This window comes from Butyrivibrio sp., from assembly GCF_024699075.1.
On the sequence record NZ_JAILQF010000085.1, the window covers coordinates 1 to 18277 of the forward strand.

At 39.5% G+C, this 18277-nt stretch carries 15 protein-coding genes, 1 other RNA gene and 1 other annotated feature; of the genes, 14 read left to right on the forward strand and 2 right to left on the reverse strand.

Going from position 1 to position 18277, the window contains the following annotated elements:
• The first annotated feature begins 76 nt into the window (after positions 1-76).
• Positions 77-175: signal recognition particle sRNA small type (ffs, locus tag K6G87_RS03330), an RNA gene on the forward strand.
• 156 nt (positions 176-331) lie between these two features.
• Positions 332-1369, forward strand: coding sequence for a radical SAM protein (locus K6G87_RS03335; protein ID WP_296833874.1), 1038 nt, complete (start codon positions 332-334; stop codon positions 1367-1369).
• A 59-nt stretch (positions 1370-1428) separates the two neighbouring features.
• Here K6G87_RS03335 and K6G87_RS03340 read toward each other — a convergent pair whose 3' ends face one another.
• Positions 1429-1878, reverse strand: coding sequence for an RrF2 family transcriptional regulator (locus K6G87_RS03340; protein WP_296833877.1), 450 nt, complete (start codon positions 1876-1878; stop codon positions 1429-1431).
• A gap of 220 nt (positions 1879-2098) precedes the next feature.
• Here K6G87_RS03340 and tadA point away from each other — a divergent pair, with 220 nt between their 5' ends.
• Positions 2099-2677 carry a tRNA adenosine(34) deaminase TadA gene (tadA, locus tag K6G87_RS03345; RefSeq protein WP_296833879.1) on the forward strand — a complete coding sequence of 193 codons (579 nt, stop codon included), beginning with the start codon at positions 2099-2101 and terminating at the stop codon, positions 2675-2677.
• Between the two features lie 79 nt (positions 2678-2756).
• Here tadA and K6G87_RS03350 read toward each other — a convergent pair whose 3' ends face one another.
• Positions 2757-3647, reverse strand: coding sequence for an AraC family transcriptional regulator (locus K6G87_RS03350; RefSeq protein WP_296833881.1), 891 nt, complete (start codon positions 3645-3647; stop codon positions 2757-2759).
• Between the two features lie 250 nt (positions 3648-3897).
• On the opposite strand from K6G87_RS03350, the gene K6G87_RS03355 reads away from it, so the two are divergent.
• The 11 genes from K6G87_RS03355 to ftsH all read left to right on the forward strand — a co-directional run bounded on the left by K6G87_RS03355 (position 3898) and on the right by ftsH (position 17936).
• Positions 3898-5118, forward strand: a complete 1221-nt coding sequence (locus K6G87_RS03355; protein WP_296833883.1) for a 5-bromo-4-chloroindolyl phosphate hydrolysis family protein — start codon at positions 3898-3900, stop codon at positions 5116-5118.
• A 28-nt stretch (positions 5119-5146) separates the two neighbouring features.
• Positions 5147-6322: a toxic anion resistance protein gene (locus K6G87_RS03360; protein ID WP_296833885.1), complete on the forward strand. Its 1176-nt coding sequence runs from the start codon at positions 5147-5149 to the stop codon at positions 6320-6322.
• 172 nt (positions 6323-6494) lie between these two features.
• Positions 6495-6773, forward strand: a binding site (T-box leader).
• Between the two features lie 91 nt (positions 6774-6864).
• A complete protein-coding gene (proS, locus tag K6G87_RS03365) occupies positions 6865-8301 on the forward strand; it encodes a proline--tRNA ligase (RefSeq protein ID WP_296833888.1) in 1437 nt (478 codons plus the stop codon).
• Between the two features lie 182 nt (positions 8302-8483).
• On the forward strand, positions 8484-9830 hold the full coding sequence (locus K6G87_RS03370) for a CCA tRNA nucleotidyltransferase (protein WP_334304849.1): 1347 nt from the start codon (positions 8484-8486) through the stop codon (positions 9828-9830).
• Between the two features lie 218 nt (positions 9831-10048).
• On the forward strand, positions 10049-12412 hold the full coding sequence (locus K6G87_RS03375; RefSeq protein WP_296833896.1) for a PEGA domain-containing protein: 2364 nt from the start codon (positions 10049-10051) through the stop codon (positions 12410-12412).
• Between the two features lie 281 nt (positions 12413-12693).
• Positions 12694-12972 (forward strand): HU family DNA-binding protein, encoded by a 279-nt coding sequence (locus K6G87_RS03380; protein ID WP_296833899.1) that lies wholly within the window; start codon positions 12694-12696, stop codon positions 12970-12972.
• 148 nt (positions 12973-13120) lie between these two features.
• Positions 13121-13360 carry an RNA-binding S4 domain-containing protein gene (locus K6G87_RS03385; RefSeq protein ID WP_296833903.1) on the forward strand — a complete coding sequence of 80 codons (240 nt, stop codon included), beginning with the start codon at positions 13121-13123 and terminating at the stop codon, positions 13358-13360.
• Positions 13361-13563: 203 nt separating this feature from the next.
• Positions 13564-13869 carry an FtsB family cell division protein gene (locus K6G87_RS03390; protein WP_296833906.1) on the forward strand — a complete coding sequence of 102 codons (306 nt, stop codon included), beginning with the start codon at positions 13564-13566 and terminating at the stop codon, positions 13867-13869.
• Between the two features lie 65 nt (positions 13870-13934).
• A complete protein-coding gene (tilS, locus tag K6G87_RS03395; protein WP_296833908.1) occupies positions 13935-15419 on the forward strand; it encodes a tRNA lysidine(34) synthetase TilS in 1485 nt (494 codons plus the stop codon).
• Positions 15420-15451: 32 nt separating this feature from the next.
• Positions 15452-15976: a hypoxanthine phosphoribosyltransferase gene (hpt, locus tag K6G87_RS03400; protein WP_296833910.1), complete on the forward strand. Its 525-nt coding sequence runs from the start codon at positions 15452-15454 to the stop codon at positions 15974-15976.
• Between the two features lie 79 nt (positions 15977-16055).
• Entirely contained in the window at positions 16056-17936 is a 1881-nt protein-coding gene (ftsH, locus tag K6G87_RS03405; RefSeq protein WP_296833913.1) for an ATP-dependent zinc metalloprotease FtsH, read from the forward strand.
• Positions 17937-18277: the final 341 nt, after the last annotated feature.

Genomic DNA, 18277 nt, shown 5'->3' on the forward strand with positions numbered 1-18277 from the left:
AGTATTGACAAATAAACGAAAAAAGGATATATTACTAGCATTGCGGCTCTGTGAAGGGTGCATATATTTTGTAAATAGCCGGGTCTTATGCAATGGGACTTTGCGAAACGTGTCAGGTCGGGAACGAAGCAGCACTAAGCATTTCATCTCATGTGTTGTAAGGTGCCTTGTTATTATGCGGAGTATGTGCATCCGTCACAGAGTCGCATTTTGCATCTTTGTTTAAACTTTTATAAGCTTTTGAATTTTATAGAAAGTTATTTTATTGATTATAAAATGCAGTCAGTAATTCATTGATGATGTATATAATACGGATTACAGATAAATAGTTATGAGAGAAGATTTAAGAAATTTATATTCCAATTGCATGTTGTGCCCAAGGAAATGCAAGGTAGACAGAAATGATGGAGAAAAAGGATTTTGCAAAGAAAGTTCAAGCCCTGCTGCGGCAAGAGCTGCCCTTCACTTCTGGGAAGAACCCTGCATATCAGGAAGGAGTGGATCCGGAGCGGTTTTCTTCTCGGGCTGTAATATGGGATGCGTCTTTTGCCAGAATTATGAGATTGCACATGATGAAGTCAGAAAAGAGATTACGGTTGAAAGACTATCTGATATATTTCTAGAACTTCAGGACAAGAAAGCTGCTAATATCAATCTTGTAACGCCGACACATTTTGTGCCTGGTATTGTAGAAGCACTTGAAAGTGCTAAAAATAAAGGCCTTAAGATTCCTGTTGTATATAATACAAGTTCCTATGAAAATGTGGATACGCTTAAAATGCTTGATGGCCTTATAGATATATATCTTCCTGACTGCAAGTACTATAGTAGCGAATTGTCGCTTAAGTACAGTAAGGCAGAAGATTATTTTGACAAAGCTATAGCTGCAATTGAAGAGATGGTAAGGCAGACTGGTAAGCCTTTGTTCTATTATCCCGGCGTTCATCCATTTCTTTCACATGCGCAGGATGTTTCTAAAAGTCTTAATGCTGATGAATACAATGATATTGTTATAAGCGGTGATAATAACGATGAAAATCTTGATGATTCTGATTATACAGGTCCTCTTATGAAGAAGGGGACAATAGTTCGTCATCTTCTTTTGCCAGGTCAGATTGAAGATTCAATGGAGATAATAAGAAGACTTCATGACAGATTCGATGATTCTGTCTATATAAGTCTTATGAATCAGTATACTCCTATGCCGCATAGTGCTGCCTTCCCTGAACTTACAAGGAAAGTAAATGAAAGCGACTATGACAGATTAATTGACCATGCGATAGATATTGGCATAGAATATGCCTTCATTCAGGGAGATGAAACTGATAAGAGTAGCTTCATCCCTGCATTCGACTATACCGGATTATAAATAGGTTAAGACATAACGACCATAGAAGATTGCAGGCGTATTAAGACTCGGTGACTATATCAGATCGAATAGTCATATCCGCCAGCTATCATCTGCTCCTGGTCTATAAGATCCTGAAGAGTATAGCGGTCTACATAGTCGTTTATAACCTTATCAAGGCCTCTCCAAAAGCCAAGTGTAGGACAGTCTTCTGAACGAGGACAGTTAATTCCGTCTCCCACAGAATCAGCAAGACACTCTATTGGAGAAAGGCTTCCTTCCATGGTGCGGAGGATGTCCCCAACCTTATACTCATAAGGCTTTCTTGCAAGCCTGTGTCCTCCGTTATTGCCTCGCATGCTGCGAAGAAAACCGGCTTTATTAAGATTTGTAACGATCTGTTCGAGATATTTGACAGTTATGCCCTGCCTCTCAGAGATGTCTTTAAGTGCAATATATTCGCCATTATCATGAAGAGCCAGATCTATCATAACTCTTAATGCATATCTTCCTTTGGTTGAAATTTTCATGATTAACCTCTTTTGTAAAATAAAACTCTAAACATTATACCGGCAACCTTAAAAGTGTTCTGCTTTGGTTGCATAGTACGTATAACTTATATATAATCATCACATAAATCAGGATATTCCCACCACCTAAAGGTGATGGGTTATCTTGATCATTTTATATATTAGTCAGAAGACATTATAACACAAAACCTACCAGAATAGTATGATTTGAAAAAATTTTATGAAAAAATATTTTGATGACATTGAACAAGAACAAAATTATTATATGAAACAGGCTCTAAAGCAGGCCAAGAAAGCATATGCCATAGGCGAAGTGCCAATAGGCTGCGTTATAGTATATGACGGCGAGATCATTGGAAGGGGATATAACAGGAGAAATACAGACAAGTCTGTACTGTGTCATGCTGAGATATCCGCAATGAAGAAGGCCGGCAAGGTCATTAAAGACTGGCGCCTTGAAGACTGCACGCTGTATGTGACGCTTGAACCCTGCCAGATGTGCGCAGGCGCTATAGTTCAGGCCAGGATTCCTAAGGTTGTAATAGGAAGCAGAAGTCAGAAATCAGGATGCGGAGGAACTATTCTCAACATCCTTGAAAATCCGGATTTTAATCATCAGTGCGAGGTTGTCCGCGATGTTATGGAAGAAGAGTGCACAGCTATACTCAAGAAGTTCTTCCTTGAACTAAGGATCCGCAACAAGATGGAAAAGGAAGCAAGAAAAGCCATGATCAAAGAAGCTGAAAATGGCAATGAGGCTGGAGCTGATAATCAAGCTGGAGCTGGTAACGAATCTTAAAAAGTAATGAGTCTTATAAAGTAATGAATATAAAAAAGTAATGAATCCGATAAAAGGTAATAAGATAGCCGTTAATAAGCTATTTGGTCTTACCTTCCAGATATTTTTCAACCTGTTTAAGGTTTTCTTTGCCTCCTGCAAGCAGGTCGCTTTTGTGAGCTTTACGATAGTTTGAAGGCGACATTCCTTTATCAAGTCTGAAGGCTTTGGTGAATACAAGCGGATCGTTGTATCCTGAAGATATTGCAATACTTTCAATTGGAAGGTCTGTGACTTTTAAAAGGTCGCAGGCCTTTGATATTCTGTATGAGCTAAGATACTGCTGGGGTGATACTCCAAGTGTCTTTTCAAAAAGAGTATACAGATAGCTCCTGTTAATGCAGACATAATCAGCAACATCAGTTACTTTAATAGGGTTATAGTAGTTACCCTGGATAAAAGAAATTGCCTTTTGAACATAGTTATTGGCACTTTCAGATTCGCCTCTTTCAGAGATGAGACTTCCTGCAACAACCGAAAGGAAAAGGTGGAGCTGGCCGTTTCTTTCAAGAAGGTCAGCTATGCTAAAAGTATTGTGCTCCATCATGTCATGAACTATGGAATATATTTTATCAGAATTAGTATTATGGAAAATAGGCTGCTTAGCACTAAGAGACAGCTGTTCAACGGTTGATGCAGCCATCTTTCCGCCGAATCCTACCCATACATATGTCCACGGATCATCTTCGTCGGCTTCATAATAGGCCAGTTCATCGGGCGTAATAAGAAAGCCTGACCCTTCGCCAAGCTTATATTCTTTGCCTTTTAATTTGAAAATCCCTTTGCCGCTTAAGATATAATGGATCATGTGATGAGGCTTTATGGCAGGTCCAAAGTGGTGATGGGGCTGCGTTTTGGACATGCCGCAGCTTGTAACATATAGCCCCTCATTTTCTTCTGCGGTAAATTCAAGTTTATAAGCTTTTTCCATAATAGTTCCTTTATATTATTTCTATTAGCATTTTAGCTCAGATATTACGTTTCCTTCAAGAGTATGATTTTTACAGACCATAAATCACAAAAAGCGCGTAGTTTCTGTGTAAATTACTTAAACTTGCATTTTAAAAACACTTATTTTATGGAAAATTCTATTTTTTTAACTTGAATGCTTGTGTATAATATAGTAGATGTAATGTTGAGGTATACATATAGTATTTTTAGGTATTAGATTGGAGATAATAATGGCACTGGGCGACGACATAATGCAGGGAGTCATGAATGCGGCAGATTCAGTTACAAAAGCCGTTGAAACAGGTGACTTCAGCAATCTGAGTATGGATCTGTCTGCTTCCTTTACTGATGCAACAAGAAAAGTAAGGGAGCATTCAATTAATAATAAGGTTTACAATTCATTCATGTCATCAAGTTCTGCGGCAACAAGAAACTCAGGAACTAACATGACAGAACAATATATACTTAATAAGAAGAAGATAAGCGTATTTCAAAAGGCGCATGTTGGAAAGCTTACAGGTGTGTTTTCCAGTTTTATATCAGGTTTTTTCACAATATTTTTTGGGATTTTTGATATTATAATGCTGCCGTCTTTGTCCATTGATGTAACAGGCTCTGCTATAGCAGCAGTTATGGTATTTTCGGTTCTTACAGCTATATCCGGATTTGCCTGGAAGAGAGCTCATGATAAGAAGAATCTTACCAAAAAGTTTTATATCTTCAAAAAAGCTCTGGGTGACCAGGAATATATTTCCATAAAAGATTTTTCAAATCTTGTTCAGATTCCGGAAGATGAGCTTAAAAAGACTCTTAAGAAGATGATCTCAAATGGTATGCTCCTTGGCGCCATGTTTGATGATACAGAGTCTACTCTTATTCTTTCAGAGAGAGCTTTTGAAGAATATAAGAAATTTGTGACAAGTCAGCGTGAGCAGGAAAATTATAATAAATCAAGTCAGGTTGATACAGAAGGAATGAATGTAACTTCTGATTCTCAGAAGGTTATAGATGAAGGAAATGAGTACCTTGTAAAAGTCAGAAAGATCAATGACATGATCCCGGATAATGATGAGGATCATATGTCAGATAAGCTCTATTCACTTGAGAATATAATGAAGAAGATATTCGAACATGTAGGTCAGCACCCTGAGAAGGCGCAGGATCTTCGTAAGTTCATGAATTATTATCTTCCTACTACAGAGAAATTGTTGAATGCTTATGTACAGCTTGATGCACAGCCTGAAGTTGGAGATAATATTAAGGACACCAAGAAGCAGATTTCTGATGCGCTTAATACTATAAATACAGCTTTTGAGAAGCTTTTTGATGACCTGTTCGAAGAGCAGGCTTGGGATATCGCATCTGATATTTCTGTAATGGAGACTATGATGTCACAGGACGGACTTATGCAAGGCCAGACTATGGCAGCTTCAAATGGACCAAGTAATTGAAAAACAGTTTTTAGTATTGGAGGAAAATATGGAAGATCAGTTTTCAGGATTAAGTTCAGCACCGTCAGCACCAACATTATCATTTGGGGATCCGCAGCCTCAGGCAGCAGCAACTGCTACTGCAACTGCAGCAGCTCCTGAAAGTAAGGAAGAAAGTACCAGAAAGTTTGAAGCAGATATTCAGCTTTCACCTGAAGAGCAGAAACAGGTTGATGAATTCGTAAGTCAGATCGATATTACTAATTCACAGGCTGTTATGAACTATGGTGTTGGTACACAGAAGAAGCTTGCAGATTTCTCTCAGAAGGCTATTGATAATGTAAGGACCAAGGATATGGGAGAAGTTGGTGACATGCTTTCAGGCCTTGTTACAGAACTCAAGGATTTTGACGTAGATGAAGAGGAAAAAGGCTTTATGTCTTTTTTCAAAAAGAGCGCCAATAGAGTAAATGCGATAAAGGCTAAATATTCAACAGTAGAGACCAATGTAAATGCTATCACATCAAAGCTTGAGCAGCATCAGGTAACACTTATGAAGGATGTGGCTTTACTTGATCAGATGTATGCACTTAACCTTAATTACTTCAAGGAACTTACCATGTACATTCAGGCTGGTAAGAAGAAACTTGAAGAAGTAAGAGCTAATGACCTGGCACAGCTTCAGAAGAAGGCTCAGGAATCCGGCCTTCAGGAAGATGCTGAAAAGGCTAAGGATCTTGCAAATCTTTGCGACAGATTTGAAAAGAAGATCTATGACCTTGAGCTTACACGTACTATTGCTATGCAGACAGGACCTCAGATCAGAATGGTTCAGTCTTCAGATACAATAATGGCTGAGAAGATCCAGTCAACAATAGTTAATACTATTCCTCTCTGGAAGAATCAGATGGTAATAGCTATAGGTGTTGAGCATGCTAATCAGGCTGCCAAGGCAGAGCGCGAAGTTAACGACATGACCAATACTCTTCTTAAGAAGAATGCTGATAAGCTTAAACAGGCTACTATCGCTACAGCCAAGGAATCAGAGAGAGGCATCATAGATATGGAGACACTTCGTCATACTAATGAGACTCTCATCAGCACAATTGATGAAGTTCTTGCTATTCAGAAGGATGGTAAGGAGAAGAGAAGAGCTGCAGAAGCAGAGCTTGGAGAGATCGAATCCCAGCTCAAGGATAAGCTCATCGAGGCTTCAAAAGCATAATGGTGGGATGTATTTCTAGGTGCCCGGATACAGGATGTATCTCATACCTGTTTTAGAAATACATGGATTATTTCTAGATACCCGGATACAGGATGTATCTGGTGCCTGTTTAGAAATACATGGATGTATTTCTAGGCACTATTGACAATAAATCCCGAATTGATTAAAATCAATCGTAACGTTGAAGAGGAATAGTAATGGAACTATCCTGTCCCAGAGAGAAGACTTATCTGGTGCGAAGTCTTCACAGAGATGTCCGTGAACCTGCCTTGGAGTTCTATGTGAAAGTTAATGAAAAGTATCCTTATGTTTTTATTTTTCCGGATAATTCATTGAAAATAAGCATAGCGTTTCCCGCGTTAAGGGATAGTTGAGAGAAATCTGCTATATACCTGCAGATTTAAATAGGGTGGTACCGCCGAAGATGAATTTATAACCTTTGGTCCCTGTTTTTAATTAAACATGGACCGAAGGTTTTTTGAATTAATGATAATAAATTAATGGATAAGAACCTGGTCCTGGGTACGAATAAGGAGAAAGAAATGGCAAACGAAAAGAAGAAAATGGTATCTGAGATCACATCCATGGATGAGGATTTCACACAGTGGTATACCGACGTTGTAATCAAGGCCGGTCTTATCAGCTATTCAAACATTAAGGGCTTTATGGTTATCAAACCTGAAGGCTATGCTATCTGGGAGCTTATTCAGAAGCACCTTGATGCAAGATTCAAGGCAACAGGAGTTAAGAATGCATATCTTCCGATGTTCATTCCTGAATCACTTCTTCAGAAAGAAAAGGACCATGTAGAAGGCTTTGCTCCTGAAGTTGCATGGGTAACACATGGAGGACTTGAACCACTTTCAGAGCGTTTCTGTGTACGTCCTACTTCAGAGACACTTTTCTGTGATTATTATAAGGGTGAGATCCACTCTTACAAGGATCTTCCACAGGTTCTTAACCAGTGGTGTTCAGTAGTAAGATGGGAGAAGGAGACAAGACCTTTCCTTCGTTCACGTGAGTTCTTATGGCAGGAAGGCCACACAGCTCATGCTACACTTGAAGAAGCTGAAGAGCGTACAGTTCAGATGCTCAATGTATATGCTGATTTCCTTGAAAATGATATGGCTATCCCTGTTATCAAGGGACAGAAGACTGAGAAAGAGAAGTTTGCAGGTGCCGAGCATACATATACAGTAGAAGCTCTTATGCATGACTGCCGTGCACTTCAGTCTGCTACATCACATAACTTTGGTGACGGATTTGCTAAGGCATTTGAGATTCAGTATGCAGGTAAAGACAACAAGCTTCATCATGTATTCCAGACATCATGGGGGCTTACAACTCGTGTAATCGGTGCTATGATCATGGTTCACGGTGATAATGAGGGCCTTGTAATGCCTCCTAAGATTGCTCCTACTCAGGTAGTTGTAATTCCTATCCAGCAGAAGAAGGAAGGTGTTCTTGACTGTGCTCAGAAGATATATGAAAGCCTTAATGACTTCAGAGCATCAATTGATGTTACAGACAGAAGCCCGGGATTCAAGTTCGCTGAACAGGAAATGCATGGTATTCCGATCCGTGTTGAGATTGGACCTAAGGATATGGAAGCTGGTAAGTGCGTTCTTGTAAGACGTGATACAAGAGAAAAGATCGAGTGTGCTATAGACGAAGTTGCTTCAAAGGTTGGAGAACTTCTTGATACTATCCAGAAGGATATGTACAATCGTGCAAAGGCTCATCTTGAAGCTCATACATATGCAGCTCACAACAAAGAAGAGTTTGCAGAAAACTTCAAAGAGACTAAAGGTTTTGTTAAAGCTATGTGGTGCGGATGCCGCGAGTGCGAAGACAAGATCAAGGAAGATTACAATGTAACAAGCCGTTGTATTCCTTTTGAGCAGGAGAATATCTCAGATAAGTGCGTTATCTGTGGTAAGCCTGCAACCAAGATGGTTTACTGGGGAAGAGCATATTAATAGTTAGTGATTTTGGGGCATCACATATGTGTGACGCCCCTTATTTAATTGTGTTAAAATAAGCCTATAGGGTAATGTTTATACAGATTAAACATTTAAATAGCAGTATTTTGCTAAGATGGATCAAACCATTATCATCCCTTTTGCAGTATAGAAATGAGATCAAAATGTTTATTAAAGATATAAAAATTGATATGCCCAAAGAGGCAGCAGAAATATTAAATACACTTCACGAAGCCGGATATGAAGCCTATATTGTAGGCGGATGTGTTCGTGACAGTATACTTGGACGAACTCCAGGCGACTGGGACATAACTACTAGTGCTCTTCCCATGGAGGTCAAGAAGCTTTTCAGAAGGACTATTGATACAGGCATAAAGCATGGTACAGTTACCATCATGAAAGGTAAGGAAGGCTTTGAAGTTACTACATACAGACTTGACGGTGTCTATGAAGATCACAGACATCCCAAGGAAGTAACATTTACAAGAAATCTTATAGAAGATCTTAAAAGGCGTGATTTTACAATTAATGCAATGGCCTACAATGATAAGGAAGGCCTTGTTGATGAATTTAATGGAATTAAAGACCTTGAAAATAAGATAATAAGATGTGTTGGAGATCCTTCAAAAAGATTTGAAGAGGATGCCCTTCGTATACTTAGGGCAGTGAGATTTTCAGGCCAGCTTGGATATACAATAGATCCTGAAACGGCCAAGGCTGCCAAAGAGCTTGCTCCAACCCTTTCTAAAATTAGCGCTGAGCGAATACAGACAGAGTTTATCAAGATGATGACTTCAATGCATCCGGAGGTTATAAGGGATGCATATGAACTTGGTATTACTAAAGTTTTTTTGCCAGAGTTTGATGAATGTATGGAATGCGAGCAAAATACTGTGCATCACTGCTACAGTGTTGGTGAACATATGATAAGAGCAGCTATGGAGGTTCCTTCAGACAAGGTGCTTCGAATCACTATGATACTTCATGACATAGGCAAGCCCAGGTGTAAGACAAGCGATGAACATGGCGATCACTTTAAGGGCCATGCCCTGGAAGGCTCAATTATGGCAAGAGGTATTATGAGAAGGCTCAAGTTCGATAATGCAACAACGGACAGCGTGTGCAATCTCGTAAGATGCCATGATATCTTCATGAAGGATGAACCGAATGAGTTCAATGTCAGAAAGACTCTTTACCATGTTGGTCCTTCAAATTTCGAGGATCTTCTGAAGGTCAAAAGAGCTGATATGCTTGCGCAGAGCGCTTTTAAGCGCGAAGAAAAGCAAAAGAGGCTCGAGCGCCTTGCAGATATAGGACATGAGATACTTGAAAGGAAAGACTGCCTGTCACTTAAAGAGCTGGCAGTTGGAGGCAAAGACCTTTTGGAACTGGGAGTTGGTCCCGGCAAAGAGATAGGCCTTATCCTAAATAACATGCTTATGGATGTTATTAAGACTCCTTCACATAACGACAAGGAGTATCTTATAAAACATCTTGCAAATTATAAAAATAATCTGCAGGATTAAAATATAACGAGATATTAAATCACTAAAATTTACTGAACATTATATACGCAAAAAGGGCTTAAAAGCCTTATGAAACCAGTTAAAAATGCCGATATGATAATAGGACTAAAAGGCTTGATTTATATGCCTTTGGTCCGGCATCATATAGGGACATTAGATGCCTGCTTTTTAGATATATGCTGATTGATAAAGGGTTATTCCAAAAAGGGGAGATGGATATGCGTAATTTTTTCAGAAAATCTTTCTCGATTGTTATTTCATTTATTGTGGCGCTATTATTTGTGCCAAGTTTTTCTTATGGACAGAGCGTTTCTACAGTTTCTCTTGTAGGAAAATATGATTCATCTGACCGTGCGATCATAAAATCTGTAGATACGGACAATAAGAGTATTACTTTTCGTAATCATGATACGGGACGTGATTACACTCTTTCTTATGACAATACCACTTTAATATACAGTGAATATGGCAGGGCATTATCAGCCAGCCTCCTGGAAGATGGGGAAGTTGCTGATATCACCTTTTTATCAGGATCAAGGCATCTTAACAGCCTTGATATCAGTAGTGATGCTTTTAGCATAGAAAAGTCCTACGGCTATGACCTTCAGGTCGGTAATGAGACTGCTCAGATAGGCAATAGCTACTATCATATAACTGATAAGACTCTTGTGCTTATAAACGGAAGAGCAGGAAGAATAGCAGATGTCCTTCAGGGCGATAGCATAAAGGTTACAGGAGTAGGAACAGAAATATACTGCGTAGAAGTTGAGCAGGGACATGGATATGTATCACTTTCATCCAGTATGGTCGGAGATGAAGATATTTCAGGAGCCTATCTTGAAATTGGTGAAAGAAATATATACCGCGTTACAGACGGAATGCTTGTAAGTGTTCCGGAAGGAACCTATAAGCTTTATCTTACAGGTACTGGACTTGATTATGAGACGACAATAACCGTTGACCGCGATATGGAAACTATAGTTGATACGAGTCAGATAGAGATTGAATATGATATAGGTCTTGTAACTTTTAAAGTTACTCCTGAAGATGCCAAAGTATATGTAGATGGTAATGAGATAAATACAGCATGGCCTATAGAGCTTACCTACGGAACACATAAACTTGAAGCAACTGCAGAAGGATATCTTCCATGCTCTGAATATCTGCATGTTGGATCCTCCAAGGCAGAAGTTGAGATAACGCTTCCAGTTGATGAAGATTATGAAGAGGAAGAAGACAGTAGTACAACAGCAACTTCGGTAGCTGATTCATCAAGTACCAAATCATCAACAAGTGATACCAGTAAAGATTCTAACAATAATGATAACAGCTCTACAGGTAAGTCCAAGACCAAGACTACCAAGACTTCTACTTCCGCTACGACAGCTGCTTCTGTCAAGGATGGAACACTTATAAGCGGATACTATGTAAGGATCACAGCACCTAAAGGCGTAGAAGTATATCTTGATCCTGACAAGACCAATAATACGGACGGAACATACATTGGAATTACACCTTGTTCTTTTACCAAGGTAACAGGAAGCCATGTAATAAGGCTTAAGAAGGAAGGCTATCTTACTAAGGACTATACTATTAGTATTGATTCTGAGAAAAAAGATAAAGAGTATTCCTTCGAAGAACTCAAAGTCGACCCGTCATCTGCTGCAAGTACGGCAAGTACAGAGGTTGCAGATGGAACAACTATAGATGGATATGCCATATATGTAGACGATCCTGTTGGAGCGACGCTTTATGTGGACGGCGAAGAGATAGGAACAGTGCCATGCTCATTTGACAAGGTTAAGGGAAGTCAAACCATAACTCTTACAAGAGACGGCTATGCTACAAAGAGCTATTCGGTATATGTGGATGGCAACAAAAAGGACAAGGTATATGAATTTCCTGCCCTTGAAAGGTATGTTGATATATATGCACTTGATGGAACAGAGGTATTTATAGATGATGAATCTATAGGGATTATTGAGGATGAAATCCCTGTAACAACCCAGATAGTTCCTGATGAATTCCGCGATGAGCTCTCTACTATAAAGCTGGTTCTTGATGGTTATAAGACGATTGAAGAAGAAATAAGTGTAGGAAACTATGATGGCGTAGACTCTCATTATTATGCTGATAGGCAGGAAAAAGAGGAAAGTGACGAGTCAGATTCCGGAACCAGTAAGTCATCAGATAGCGCTAGCAGTGCTTCTACAGACAGCTCGGGAGATGCTTCATCAAGTAGTTCTGACAGCTCATCAGATGCATCATCATCTTCATCATCTTCATCAGATAGTACAAGTGATCAAAGTACGTCAGATTCATCAACAGATAGTACTTCTGGTTCAGATGCTTCTAATACAGGAGGAACAACTGAAAGTAGTGACAGCCAGGAATCGGATACAACTACTACTGATACAGATACTACAACAGATTCGGATACAACTACGGATAGCGGAACGACTACGGATAGCGAAACGACTACGGATTCGGAGACTAATACTGATACGCAGACAACAACTGATACACAGACAACAACTGATACACAGACTACTACTGATACAGAAACGACAACGGATACGTAGACAAGTACGGACTTATAGATGTCAACAGATACATAAACAACTACAGATTTAGAATGCCCCAAATCTTTCAAGTGCAGATATTAACTTAATAACGTAAAGCATGGGCTCCCAAAACGCAGTAAACTAGGAGTAAATTGGAACAAAAAGTCTAAAAAAAGGCTTAAAATAAGGATTTTCCTTGACAGCTTTTGTGAAAACGTATATAAGTAAATATATACCACGCTAAGCTGGTAGCAAGAAGCGCTGTACTGGCGCATATAAACTACAGGAGGATTTTCCTAATGAACAAGACAGAATTAGTAGCAGCAATTGCAGAAGATGCAGGATTATCAAAGAAGGATGCTGAGAAGGCTCTTAAGGCTTTCACAGACACAGTAACAGCAGAGCTTAAGAAAAAGGGTAAGGTTCAGCTTGTTGGCTTCGGTACATTCGAAGTTGCTAAGAGAGCAGCAAGACAGGGCAGAAACCCTCAGACAGGTGCTACAATGAAGATCGCAGCATCAGTTGCTCCTAAGTTCAAGGCTGGTAAGGCACTTAAGGACGCTGTAAACAAGAAATAATTCATCACAGAATATTTCATATTAGAATCTTTATCATTCTAATAAATCAGCTACAAGTGTTAAGTTGCGAGTTGAGGGCCTGCGGAGATAGATCTCTGCAGGCTTTTGTAAAGCCCAAACCTTTTTGTTTGGGGACAGGGGTTAGAATATGAGACTTGATAAATATTTAAAGGTATCACGCCTTATAAAGAGAAGAAGTGTTGCCAATGATGCCTGTGATGCAGGCCGCGTACAGATAAATGGAAGACCTGCCAAGGCAGGAACAGAAGTTAAGGTTGGAGATCATATCACGATACAGTTTGGTAACAAGGACGTAAGTGTAGAAGTACTCGATGTTCAGGAGACTGTACATAAGGAAAATGCAGGAGAATTATACAAATATATTTAGATGACATAGCTGTAAATGCTTGTATTATAAGCGTTTACGCCTGATATTTTCTTTGAATATATTTAATATTGATAATAAAACGTCGTTGCGCCGAAACTCCTTAGGTGGTAATATTAATGTAGCTAGTAATCTGCATTATTTTGAGAAGTTGATCTTTACCATGTTGTTCAGAATATAATCCAGACCGCAGAGAGGAGTTCTATATGAAGGCAAAATATAGAACAAGACGCAGGGAGAACCGTTTTGGTATAATCCTTGCAGCGATTGTGGTGCTGTTACTTACTTTTGTAGTGTCAGTCAGGAGTATAGACTTACTGAGGCAGGTTCGTGAGAACGAAACCAGGATAGAACAGCTTCAGAGTGAGATGGCAAAAGAGGAGCAAAGAAGCACCGAGATCGACGAGTTCGTAAAAGAGACGCAGACGCGTAAATATATAGAAGATGTAGCAAGACAGAAACTGGGATTAGTATATCCCGGTGAGATTATTTTTGAAAAAGAATCTAATTAGGGGTGCAAACTTCTGGGTTTTCGGGAGTTTGCACTGTTTACGTTAAGGGATAGTGAATAAGCGATATGAATTTAAGAGATAAAGTTCTTGAGTACATAAGGAAAGAGAATATGATAGAGGCTGGCGACCACATCCTTGCCGGAGTTTCCGGCGGGGCTGATTCGGTATGCCTTTTTATTTTGCTGCATTCACTTATGAATGAGCTTCATTTCAAGCTCTCAGTTCTCCATGTCAATCATGGGATAAGGCTTGAAGCATCAGAAGATGCTGAATATGTAAGACTTTTATGCAAACGCTTTCGTGTGCCCTGCTATATAGAAGAAGTAGATATCCCCGGTATGGCCAAAGAATTATCTATGGGCGAAGAAGAGGCCGGAAGATATGCAAGATACGACCTTTTTTATAAAAAGATGGATGAGATCGGGGCCTGTAAACTTGCGGTTGCCCACAATATGAACGACCAGGCAGAGACTTTTATAATGAACCTTGCAAGAGGAAGCGGACTTAGAGGCCTTTCCGGAATAAGATCCGTAAGAGACAGGATCATAAGACCTCTTCTTATGACGAGCAGAGATGATATTGAGGCCTATCTTTCCCAAAATAATATCAGCTTTAAGACAGATGCAACCAATCTTGAAGATGAGCATACAAGAAACAGGATAAGACATCATATTCTTCCCTATATGATCCAAGAGATCAATAAAGAGACGCTTAGCCATATAAGCAGTGCGGCAGCAGAGCTGTCATATGCGCAGGAATATATGGAGATGCAGGCAAGAAAATGGCTTGATGATAAAGGAACTAATCTTGAGAGCATGAGTAAGGAGCCTTCTATTGATCTTGTTGATTATCGCGATCGCCCATATATTATCCGTAAGTATATAATCATGGAGCTTTTAAATCTTGTCACTGCCCAAAGAAAAGATATAACCCAGGCCCATATTGAAGCAATCGACAGAATGTGCATGAATAAAAACGGAAGTGAAGAGCTTCATCTACCATATGGGCTAAGGGCTTTAAGACAATATGATGAGCTTATTATATCCAAGTCTGATAGTAAGGATAAGGCTCCTGCTGCAAAGAATAGTAATATAACTAAGAGTGCTATAAATAATGATGATACAGAAAAAAGTGATGCGTCCTTCGAATATGTACTTGAATTAAAAGAAGGTACAGACACGCTCTCTTTTTCCTATAACGGAACAGATTTTCGAGTACGTATGATCGAAATACCCGATGGAAAAATAGAAGATTTCCTTACAAAGGTTCCTCGCATACCGTATACTAAATGGTTCGATTATGATAAAATACTATCGTGCCCGATTTTTCGCTTTCGTAAATCGGGCGATAATATCGTTGTAGACAGAAAAGGCCATAAAAAGAGCCTTAAGAAGTTCATGACAGATGTTAAAATCCCCGAAAAAACCAGAGACAGCGTAATACTCATGGCAGATGGAGATAGTATTATGTGGGTAGTTGGATACCGCACAAGTTGTGCGTATGAGATTTCGGAAAGCACTAGACACATCCTTGAAATAGATGCGTTATAAGTAAATTTAAAAGGAATGAGGTAGTAACACTAATGGCAGAAAGAGTTAGAGTAATGTTCACTGAAGAGGAAGTTGATAAAAGGATCAGAGAAATAGGTGAACAGATCAGTAAAGATTATGCAGGTAAGACAGTACATCTTATATGTGTACTTAAAGGCGGAAGCTTTTATATGACAGAGCTTGCTAAGCGTATTACAGTTCCGGTAACTCTTGATTTCATGAGCGCATCAAGTTATGGTTCATCAACAAAGTCAAGCGGAGTAGTCAAGATTGTTAAGGATCTTGATGAGCCTCTTAAGGATAAGGATGTTATCATTGTAGAAGATATCGTTGATTCAGGACGTACTCTCAGCTATCTTATCAAGATGCTTGGAGACAGAGGTCCATCAAGCATTAAGCTTACAACACTTCTTGATAAGCCTGATCGTCGTGTTACAGATGTCAAGGTTGACTATACAGGATTTGTGATCCCTGATGAGTTCGTAGTAGGTTATGGCCTTGATTATGATCAGAGATATCGTAATCTTCCTTACATTGGAGTTGTTGAGTTTGATTGATCTTTGGTGATCAGATCATATAATACCCGTTTTATAGTTCATTCCCGCAAAAAGCGGATGATAGATAAAGGAGGAAGTGGTGGAAAATCGCAGAAGAAGTTTTGGAACGATCTTCGGATTTATCATAGTACTGCTCCTGTTGTTGGTTGTCCTTGAGTTTTTCGGCGACAGCAATCGTACGGCTGACTCACAGGCATATACCATTGGAAAACTCACAGCTGATCTTGAAAATGAGAACATAAAGAGTGCTGTAATCCTTCCTAATGGAGAAAATGCAACAGGTGCTGTAAACATCGAATTCAACGATGGTGATAAGAATACCGAGACCTTGTATGTAACCAATGTTACAGAGGTTAGAAAACTGTTGATGGAATATGGCATCGACGCAGAAGTCAGAGATGTATCAGATGACAGCTGGCTTTTTAACTGGGCACTTCCTATACTTGTCGTAGTGATCATATTTGTAATGTTCTTGTCTATGATGAACGGATCACAGGCATCAGGAAGTTCTACCAATAACAGAATGCTCAACTTTGGAAGAAGCAGAGCCAGAATGACTGTTGGTGATGACAATAAGGTCAAGCTCGATGATGTAGCTGGTCTCCAGGAAGAAAAAGAGCAGCTTGCTGAGATCATAGAGTTTTTGAAAAACCCTGACCAGTTCACTAAAGTCGGAGCCCGTATCCCTAAGGGTGTACTTCTTGAAGGTGCTCCAGGTACTGGTAAGACACTTCTTGCAAGAGCTGTTGCAGGTGAAGCCGGTGTTCCTTTCTTCTCTATATCAGGTTCTGATTTCGTAGAGATGTTTGTAGGTGTCGGTGCATCCCGTGTACGTGACCTTTTTGAAGAAGCCAAGAAGAACAGCCCTTGTATTATATTTATCGATGAGATAGATGCAGTAGCAAGACGTAGAGGAACAGGTATGGGAGGCGGCCATGATGAACGTGAGCAGACTCTTAACCAGCTCCTTGTAGAGATGGATGGTTTTGGTGTCAACGAAGGTATCATCGTTATGGCAGCAACCAACCGTGTAGATATTCTTGATCCTGCTATACTTCGTCCGGGACGTTTTGACAGAAAGATAACAGTTGGACGCCCTGATATCAGAGGCCGCGAAGAGATTCTTAATGTTCATGCCAAGAACAAACCTCTTGGAGATGATGTTGATCTTAGTCAGATAGCTCAGACTACAGCAGGTTTTACAGGTGCAGATCTTGAGAATCTTCTCAATGAAGCTGCGATCAATGCTGCTATGGATAAGCGTCCTTACATTCTTCAGGATGATATCAAGAAGGCATTTGTACAGGTTGGCATAGGAACAGAGAAGAAGAGTCATCTTATTTCTCCTGAGGAGAAGAAGATCACTGCTTACCACGAATCCGGTCATGCAATACTCTTCCATGTGCTTCCTCATGTAGGTCCTGTATATACAATATCTGTTATTCCTACAGGAGCAGGCGCTGCGGGTTATACAATGCCGCTTCCTGAAAAGGATGAGATGTTCCTTACAAAGACCAAGATGCTTGAAGAGATCATGGTTGACCTTGGAGGACGTATTGCTGAAGAGATAATCTTTGGTGATATCACAACAGGAGCTTCCAATGATATCCAGAAGGCTACTAACATGGCAAGAAATATGGTGACTAAGTATGGTATGTCATCAAGCATCGGTGTTATCAATTATGATGATAATGAAGATGATGTATTTATCGGATACGATATAGGTCATAGAAAGAGCCATTCAGAGCTTATGAGCGGTGAGATTGACAGAGAAGTTAAGTCAATCATTGATGATTGCTATAGTAAGGCAAAGCAGATCATTATGGACAATCAGGACGTACTTCATAAGTCAGCTAACCTTCTTATAGAAAAAGAGAAGATTGGAAGAGAAGAATTCGAAGCGCTTTTTAACAGAAATGATTCGATGAATTTAGCTGAGCCTGATTTCTCACTTACCTAAAAAGTTTTTGATCATATCATTTAAAGTGGAAACTAAATTCTCCCAAATCTGTAGAAATACAGTTTTTGGGAGAATTTTTTTGCTCATTGGTGAATTTTACAAGAACTGTAAGCTCTTACAAAAAATCTCTGAAAAAATCACCAAAAACTGGCACATGTATTTGGTAATTTTGTTGAACCTGTTTATTGAGAGTAAATAGGACGGATGCTATTATAATACTCGTAACCCCCCAATATTATATAGTTTTTTGCTATACCCCATAAGAAAGAAATACCTTCTCTAAAAAAGACAGCAACCCCTAAAGCTGTCTTTTTTGCTGTCTAAAAATATAGCTTTAGGGG